Genomic DNA, 8,099 nt, shown 5'->3' on the forward strand with positions numbered 1-8,099 from the left:
TACCCGGTTTCGCCCTGAGTTTTCCCCAGGCTTCTCCCCGGCAATCGATTTGCGTTGTCCCCAACTCTGACGCAGCCTTGGGGAAACACTTGCCAGAATGCGAATCGAACTTGATGAAATCCGCAAAAAACATACTGCAACCCGAACATCGCGCCCTGAAAACGGCGGTGCTGGTGCTGGATGACTGCAACACGCTCAGCTTTGCCTCTGCCGTCGATCCGATGCGCGCGGCGAACCGGCTGGCCGACCGGCCTGCCTTTGACTGGGACTATGTGACCGCCACCGCAGACCCCGCGATGCTGACCAGCGCCCTGCAGGTGCCCGGTATCCCTCTGGCGCGGCTGGACCAGTGCGACCTGATGATCGTCGTGGCCGGGTTCCAACTGGCCCGCCATGCCACCCCCAGCCTGCTGGCCGGGCTGCGCCGCATCGCGGGAACCGGAGCCACCATGGCCGGGATCGACGGTGGCCCCTGGCTGCTGGCCGAAGCCGGGCTACTGGACGGCCACGCCGCCACCACCCATTGGGAGGATCTGGAAAACTTCGCCACCCGCTTCCCCGAGGTTGACGTCCGCCCCGACCGGTTCACCGTATCGGACAACCGCCTGACCTCGGGCGGAGCCATTCCCGCCGTCGATATGATGCTACACATCATCGCCGCGCGTCACGGCGCAGGCTTTGCCGCCCGCGTCTCGGGCCTGTTCCTCTACGAAGGCACGCCCGAGCCCACCAAACCACAGAGTCGCACCGGCGCGCCGCACCGCCATACGGCCCTGACGGCCCGCGCCAACTCGCTGATGGAATCCTCACTCGACGAACCATTACCGCTGGCCTATATCGCCGACCGCCTTGGCACCAGCCCGCGCACCCTGCAACAGCAGTTCCGCCTGCGCCTGAACACAACGCCGCAGGACCACTACCTGCAACTCAGACTGGCCGAGGCCCGCCGTCTGGTCACCGACACCGACATGCCGCTGATGGACGTAGCACTGGCCACCGGCTTTGCCTCACAATCCAGCTTCGCCCGCGCCTTCCGCACCGCCCACGGCCTCTCAGCCCGCGACCTCAGACAGGACCGCACGCAACCCACCCATCACTAAGGGCATCCACCTTCATCTGGCCAAAAATATCCCGGGGGAGTCGCCAAAGGCGACGGGGGCAGCGCCCCCAAACCCCTAGTAAGGCATCGGAAACGCCCGATGCACCGCGTTCACCTCACGCAAAACCTCATCCGACAACACCAGATCGAGACCACCCAGAATATGCTCCAATTGCGCCTCGGTGGTTGCACCGAAAATGGTCGAGGTCATGAAGGGTCGGCCCCGGCACCAAGCCAGCGCCATGTGAACCGGGTCCAGCCCATGCCGCTCGGCGATCTCCAGATAGGCGGCGACCGCGTCGAACACCCGTCCCGTCCGGCGGCCACCCATCTGCGGCACCAGCGACATGCGCGAACCCTCAGGCACCGCGCCACCCTGATACTTGCCGGTCAGCAGACCGGTCGCCAACGGTGAGAACGCCAGCAGACCCACATCCTCGAACAGGCACAGCTCGGCCAGATCGGTGTCGAACAGACGACACAGCAGCGAATATTCGTTCTGGATCGTGGCCACGCGCGGGAAACCCGTCTCCTCGGACTGGCGCAGCCATTGCGCGGTGCCCCAGGCGCTTTCGTTGGACAGGCCAAAGGCGCGGATGTTGCCCTTGTCGACCTGCGCCTGCAGCGCCTCCAGACACTCGTGCATTTCGGCAAGAACCTCATCCCGGTTCCCACCCTTGGGCGCATATTCCCAGTTCTTGCGGAACATATAGCTGCCGCGATTGGGCCAGTGAAATTGGTAAAGATCAATGCAATCCGTCCGTAACCGGCGCAGAGAGCCCTCGACCGTTTCGGGGATGGTCTCTTTCGAGATCGGCGCGCCGCCCCGGGCATGCATGAACCCTTCGCCGGAATGTTTGGTGGCCAGCACATAGTCCCCACGCCGCGACGGGTTGGCGGCGTTCCAGTTGCCCAGAATCTCTTCCGTCCGCCCGACGGTTTCCTTTGAGATCGGGTTCACCGGATACATCTCGGCCGCATCGACGAAATTGATGCCGCCCGCCAGCGCCATGTCCATCTGGCGATGCGCCTCGCCTTCCGAGGTCTGCGTGCCAAAAGTCATGGTGCCAAGGCACATATCCGGCACCATGATCCCGGTGCGGCCCAAAGGCTTTCTGTCCATCTATGGCTCTCCTGAAAATATCTGACCGACTATGCCTCGGCCTTTTTCTCCCACCGGCCGGATTCCTCGGACCAGTATTGCGCCGAACAGCCTGCGCCGGTCAGCGCCTTCCACTGCCCCCGCGCGTGCTGCACCGCACGGTCGTCATTGCCGTCAAACAGGATGCAGACCCGTTCCAAAGCGCTGACCTCCTCGGGCGCGACCTCGGCGCCATCCACCGTCATCACGCAACTCGCATCATTGGCGGCATCGGGTCCGGTGGTCAGCAGGATGGGCTGCGCCGCGTCATGCGGGCCGCCCGCGCGGCCATGGGGCAGGAACCCCTCCTCGGGACCCAGCCACAGCTTTTCATCCAGCCAGTCCATCCGCGCAGGATCGGTGCCCCTGACAGCAATCCGCCACCCGGCCTGCCGTGCCTTGTCCAGCAACACCGGCAAGGTATGCTCCAACGGTTGGCGGGTCAGGTGGTAGAAATAGACGGCCCCCATGTGCTTACTCGAAATTGTCCTGCACAAACCGGCTGAGCGCCCGGACCCCCCAGCCCGTGGCCCCTTTGGGCGCATAAGAGGTCTCAGCCGACACCGAGGCAACCCCGGCGATATCCAAATGAATCCACGGCGTTTCCTCTTTCACGAACCGTTGCAGGAACTGCGCCGCAGTGATCGAGCCCGCCGCGCGGCCGCCCACATTCTTCATATCCGCGATACGCGATTTCAAAAGGTCATCGTATTTCGGGCCCAAAGGCATCCGCCATGCGCCCTCATCCTCGGCCTTGGCGGATTTCAGGAAGGCATCGCAGAAGGTGTCATTGTTGGAAAACACGCCAGCATTCTCATGACCCAGCCCGATGATGATCGCGCCGGTCAGGGTGGCCAGATCGATCATGCCCACCGGCTTGAAGCGGTCCTGCGCGTACCACATGACATCGCACAGAACCAAACGGCCCTCGGCATCGGTATTGATGATCTCGACCGTGTCGCCCTTCATCGATTTGACCACATCGCCCGGGCGCGTGGCATTGCCCGAGGGCATGTTTTCGACCAGCCCCACCAGCCCCACCACATTGGCCTTGGCCTTGCGTTTGGCCAGCGCCCGCATGGTGCCCGCGACCACGCCCGCGCCACCCATATCCATGGTCATGTCTTCCATGCCCGCCGCCGGTTTCAGCGAGATGCCACCGGTGTCGAACACCACACCCTTGCCGACCAACGCCAGCGGCGCGTCGTCCTTGTCGCCGCCGTTCCACTGCATCACCACCACTTTCGAGGGGCTGTCCGAGCCCTGCCCGACGCTCAGCAATGTGCGCATGCCCAGTGCGGCCAGCTGGTCTTCGTCCAGAACCTCGACCTCAAGCCCAAGCGCCCTCATCTCTTCCAGACGGTTGGCGAACTCGGTTGTGGTCAGCACATTGGCCGGTTCATTGGTCAGATCGCGAGTCATGCGGACCCCGTCGGCCACGGCATAAAGCGGGGCAAAGGCGGCCTCGGCCTCGTCTGGTTTGTTATGCGCGATGGTGATGTCGCCTGCCGGGTCCGATTCCTTGGTCTTGTGGACGTCGAAATCATAGCTGCGCAGGACCAGCCCCAGCGCCAGATCCTCGGTCCGATGCTGATTGGCGGCCATCACCAGAACCGGCTTGCCGCCCGCCAGTTTGGCCAGCTTGGCCCCGGCCTTGCGCGCCTCGTCCTGATCAGGGCGGCGTGGCAGGATCAGCACGTCCAGCGCCTGCGCCGCCATGCCGCCGGGCCAGGCCAGCGAGATCACCTCGCCCGATTTGACCTTTTCGAACCGCTCGCTTTCCACCAGCCGCGCCACCGCGCCGCGTGTCAGCCGGTTGGCCCGCCGCACTGCCGGGCCCATCTTGCCGTCTTCGGTGATGATGATGGCGACGCGCCCTTCGGCCTGCGCCATTGCATCAAGGTCAAGGGGTTGAAAACGGACGGGGACCAGACGGCTCATGGGATGCTCCTGAAAGATGTATTGCACAAGACCTAGCCCGCACTGCCGCAGTTGACCAGATAGCAGTTTTCCCCGCCCGGCATTTGCATTAAGGTCTTCGGAAAACAACCGGCGGGTTTCGGGGGAAAGACAGTTGAATTCATTCGGCAGGCATAGGCCGTTGCGCGGGATGGCCCCTGTGATTCCCGCCCCCGACCGCGGATCGAGGGCCCCTGCGTGATCCTCGACCGTTATTTTGCCCGCCGCTTTCTGCAAAGCTTTGCCGTGATCGGCGGAATCATCCTGACCCTGATGATGCTGATCGACCTGATCGAGCAATCGCGCCGCTTTGAAGAGGCCAGCCTGTCGCTGGGCCAACTGATACGGCTGACCCTGCTGAACACCCCCGCCGCGATCAGCGAGATGCTGCCGCTGCTGATGATCCTGTCCACCATCACCCTGTTCGTGGGCCTTGCCCGCAGTTCGGAACTGGTGGTGACCCGCGCCATTGGCCGGTCAGGCATCCGGGCGCTGGTGGCGCCGGTTCTGCTGGCGCTGCTGATCGGCGCGCTGGCGGTGGCGCTGCTGAACCCGTTCGCGGCGGCCACGTCCGAGGAATACAGGCGCCTGTCGGACGGCCATCGCAACAATGGCAGCTCGACCCTGTCCATCGGCCGCGACGGGTTGTGGCTGCGGCAGGGCGCGGCGGCGGGGCAGTCGGTGATTCACGCCACCGGCACGCTGAACGGCGATCAGCTTGGCCTGCGCAACGTGACGATCATCACGTTTTCCGCCGATGGCAAACCGACCGAACAGATCGTCGCCAAACAGGCACGGCTGGAAAACGGTCACTGGGCGTTGCATCAGGCCAAGGTCTGGCCCCTGCAGGACGGTCTGAACCCCGAAGCCAATGCCGTCAGCCATGAGACATTGAACCTGCCCACCACGCTGACACGCGACCGGATTCTCGACACGCTGGGCCAGCAGGATTCGGTTTCCGTCTACGACCTGCCTCAGTTGATTCGTGATCTGCGCGAGGCCGGTTTCTCTACAAAACAATATGAGGTCTGGTTCCAGGTGCAGTTGGCGCGTCCCTTCTTTCTTGTTTCAATGGTGCTGATTGGCGCGGCGTTTACCATGCGCCATGTCCGGTTCGGTGGCACCGGCATTGCGGTTCTGACCGCGGTCCTGCTGGGCTTTGCCATCTATTTCGTCCGCAACTTCGCGCAGATTCTGGGCGAAAACGGCCAGTTGCCCATCTATGTCGCCGCCTGGGCCCCGCCCTTTGCCGCCGTGATGCTGTCGCTGGGCCTGTTGCTGCATGCGGAGGATGGCTGATGCGCCCTGTTCTATCCCTGTTGCTGTCCAGCGCGCTGATCCTGTCGCTGCCCGCGACCGTGGCCGCCCAATCCACCACAAATGCCGATCAACCCGCCGCCGCGCAGCAAGAGCCCGCGCTGCTGGTGGCCGACAAGATTTTCATCACCCCCGACCGCAAACTGGTGGCCGAGGGCAATGTCGAGGCCTTTCAGGGCGATACCAAGCTGACCGCCAGCAAGGTGATCTATGACCGCGAAACCGGAGAGCTGACCCTGTCCGGCCCGATCCGCATCGATCAGGCCGGGCGCTCCACTCTGCTGGCCGACGCGGCCGAGCTGGACAGCGGCTTTCAAAACGGCCTGCTGACCGGCGCGCGGATGGTGTTTGACCAGCAGGTGCAGATCGCCGCGGTTCAGGCGACGCGCGCGGCGGGGCGGTATACGCGATTCAGCAAGGTCTCGGCCACTTCGTGCCATGTCTGCGCCAATGGCAAGGCGCCGCTCTGGCAGATTCGGGCGCGCCGGGTGACCCATGATCAGGTCGAACAGCAGCTTTATTTCGAAGGGGCACAGTTCCGCATTCTGGACGTGCCGGTGTTCTATTTCCCGACCCTGCGCCTGCCGGACCCGACGCTGGACCGCGCCACCGGGTTTCTGGTGCCGTCGATCCGCACCACCTCGCAACTGGGGACCGGGGTACAGGTGCCCTATTTCATCAAGCTGGGTGATCACAAGGACCTGACCCTGACGCCCTATCTGTCCTCCAACACCACCACGCTGGGCTATCGCTACCGTCAGGCGTTCAAACGGGGCCGGATCGAGCTTAACGGGGCCTATACCCGCGATGACCTGCAACCAGATCAGGACCGGGGGTATCTGTTTGCCAAAGGCTGGTTCAACCTGAAGAATGATTTCCGGCTGACCTTCAATATCGAAACCGCATCCGATGACGCCTATCTGGCCGATTACGGCCTGCCCGATTTTGACCGCCTGCGCAGTGAAATCGCGCTGGAACGGGTCAAGCGCGACACCGCGTTCAAGACCAGATTCACCCATTTCCGCACCCTGCGCGACAGCGAGGATCAGGACGAAATCCCGTCACGCATATTCGATCTGGACTATCGCAAACGGTTCTTCCCCGGGGCGCTGGGGGGCGAGGTTCAACTGGCCTTTATCGGCCATGCCCACGAACGCACCAGCGACCAGGACATTCTGGGCCGCGACGTTGCCCGCGCGACCTTTGACGCCGAATGGCTGCGCAGTTGGACCTTTGCCTCGGGCCTGCGCACCGACGCGCAGGTCGGGGCCTCGGTCGATACGTTCGACATCCGCAATGACAGCGCCTTTCCCGATCAGATCACCCGCTCGACCCCTCGCGCGGCACTGACCCTGCGCTATCCGCTGCAGCGGCGCGAACAGACGGGGGCGACGCAGATACTGGAACCGATCGCGCAGGTCGGCTGGACACATGTCTCGGACACCGATGTGCCCAATGACGAAAGCACCTTTCAGGAATTTGACCAAGGCAACCTGCTGTCCCTGTCCCGCTTTCCGGCTGAAGATCGGCGTGAAGACGGCGCAACGGCGGTTTTGGGCCTGAACTGGTCGCGCTTTGCCCCGACGGGCTGGCGGGCACAGGCCACGGTCGGTCAGGTGTTCCGCCGCACCGCCGATCCCGATTTCACCCTGACCTCGGGGTTGCAGGGCACATCATCCGACACGTTGCTGGCGGGCCAGCTGGACAATGGCAAGGGCCTGACCCTGGCCGCACGCGGCCTGCTGGATGACGATTTCAGCTTTACCCGGGCCGAAATCCGCACCGCCTGGGTGCAACAGGACACACGGCTGACCGGCAGCTATGTCTGGCAAGAACCGGACCCGGCGGAAACGCCCGGCGACGAGATTTCGGAACTTTGGCTGACCGGACAGTACCGCATCGATCAAAGCTGGCTGACCACGGCCAACGCACGCTATGATTTCAGCGAATCCGAACCCATCCGGTTTGGCGTGGGTCTGACCTACACGAATGAGTGCGTTCAGGTAAACTTGTCCGTAGACCGGCGGTTTACCTCAACATCAAGTATTGAGCCTTCGACGGAAATCGGCTTTACCGTGGCCCTGACCGGGTATTCCGTCGAAAGCGGTGGCAAGAAGTACAAAAAATCATGCAGCTGATCTCAGGCCTTTCCAAATTTCTCCGCGCCAGCTGGACCCTTCCGGCGGTCACCGCCGCCACCGTGCTGGCCCTGACCCCGCCACAAGCGGGCGCGCAAAGCCTGTTCTCCCCGGCCATCCGGGTCAATCAGGACATCGTCACCTGGTACGAATTGCAACAGCGCCAACAGTTTCTGGAACTGCTGGGTGTGCCCGGTGCCTCGGAAGAAGAGGTACGCCAGGCCCTGATCGACGATCGCCTGCGCGGGCAAGCCATGCGCGAGGCCGGGATTCAGGCCGCGCCCGAGGATGTGCAGACCGGCATCGACGAATTCGCCGCGCGTGGCCAGCTGACCACCGAACAGTTCCTGCAAGTGCTGGGCGAGGCCGGGGTCGACCCGGAAACCGTCCGCGATTTCATTGCCGATCAACTGTCATGGCGCGACTATGTCGCTGCCCGCTTCAT

At 63.4% G+C, this 8,099-nt stretch carries 7 protein-coding genes; 4 read left to right on the forward strand and 3 right to left on the reverse strand.

Features of this window, described 5'->3' with window-relative positions:
- Nucleotides 1-113 precede the first annotated feature (113 nt).
- Nucleotides 114-1,100, forward strand: a complete 987-nt coding sequence (locus tag MPJ51_RS04405) for a GlxA family transcriptional regulator (protein WP_298382338.1) — start codon at nucleotides 114-116, stop codon at nucleotides 1,098-1,100.
- A gap of 75 nt (nucleotides 1,101-1,175) precedes the next feature.
- On the opposite strand, the gene MPJ51_RS04410 is transcribed toward MPJ51_RS04405, so the two are convergent.
- From MPJ51_RS04410 to MPJ51_RS04420, 3 genes are read right to left on the reverse strand one after another with little or no spacing between them, the layout of a single operon-like run.
- Nucleotides 1,176-2,222, reverse strand: coding sequence for an aldo/keto reductase (locus MPJ51_RS04410; protein WP_298382341.1), 1,047 nt, complete (start codon nucleotides 2,220-2,222; stop codon nucleotides 1,176-1,178).
- 29 nt (nucleotides 2,223-2,251) lie between these two features.
- Nucleotides 2,252-2,710 carry a DNA polymerase III subunit chi gene (locus tag MPJ51_RS04415; protein WP_298382344.1) on the reverse strand — a complete coding sequence of 153 codons (459 nt, stop codon included), beginning with the start codon at nucleotides 2,708-2,710 and terminating at the stop codon, nucleotides 2,252-2,254.
- 4 nt (nucleotides 2,711-2,714) lie between these two features.
- Nucleotides 2,715-4,181, reverse strand: a complete 1,467-nt coding sequence (locus MPJ51_RS04420; RefSeq protein ID WP_298382346.1) for a leucyl aminopeptidase — start codon at nucleotides 4,179-4,181, stop codon at nucleotides 2,715-2,717.
- Between the two features lie 216 nt (nucleotides 4,182-4,397).
- On the opposite strand from MPJ51_RS04420, the gene lptG reads away from it, so the two are divergent.
- The 3 genes from lptG to MPJ51_RS04435 form a co-directional block, all read left to right on the forward strand.
- Entirely contained in the window at nucleotides 4,398-5,498 is a 1,101-nt protein-coding gene (gene lptG / locus MPJ51_RS04425) for an LPS export ABC transporter permease LptG (RefSeq protein WP_298382348.1), read from the forward strand.
- Nucleotides 5,498-7,654, forward strand: a complete 2,157-nt coding sequence (gene lptD, locus MPJ51_RS04430; protein WP_298382351.1) for an LPS assembly protein LptD — start codon at nucleotides 5,498-5,500, stop codon at nucleotides 7,652-7,654. The genes lptG and lptD overlap by 1 nt, the downstream gene beginning before the upstream one ends.
- Nucleotides 7,645-8,099, forward strand: a 455-nt coding sequence (locus MPJ51_RS04435) for a SurA N-terminal domain-containing protein (RefSeq protein ID WP_298382353.1), incomplete at its 3' end; no start/stop codon positions are given. The genes lptD and MPJ51_RS04435, both read left to right, overlap by 10 nt.

Source organism: Ruegeria sp. (genome assembly GCF_028066395.1).
Taxonomy (GTDB): Bacteria; Pseudomonadota; Alphaproteobacteria; order Rhodobacterales; family Rhodobacteraceae; genus Ruegeria.

What these genes read in the sequence shown, in the direction of transcription:
- MPJ51_RS04415 (WP_298382344.1), bottom strand. Translation starts at nt 2,710, where the DNA reads ATGGGGGCCGTCTATTTCTACCACCTGACCCGCCAACCGTTGGAGCAT.
- lptD (WP_298382351.1), top strand. Translation starts at nt 5,498, where the DNA reads ATGCGCCCTGTTCTATCCCTGTTGCTGTCCAGCGCGCTGATCCTGTCG.
- MPJ51_RS04410 (WP_298382341.1), bottom strand. Translation starts at nt 2,222, where the DNA reads ATGGACAGAAAGCCTTTGGGCCGCACCGGGATCATGGTGCCGGATATG.
- MPJ51_RS04405 (WP_298382338.1), top strand. Translation starts at nt 114, where the DNA reads ATGAAATCCGCAAAAAACATACTGCAACCCGAACATCGCGCCCTGAAA.
- MPJ51_RS04420 (WP_298382346.1), bottom strand. Translation starts at nt 4,181, where the DNA reads ATGAGCCGTCTGGTCCCCGTCCGTTTTCAACCCCTTGACCTTGATGCA.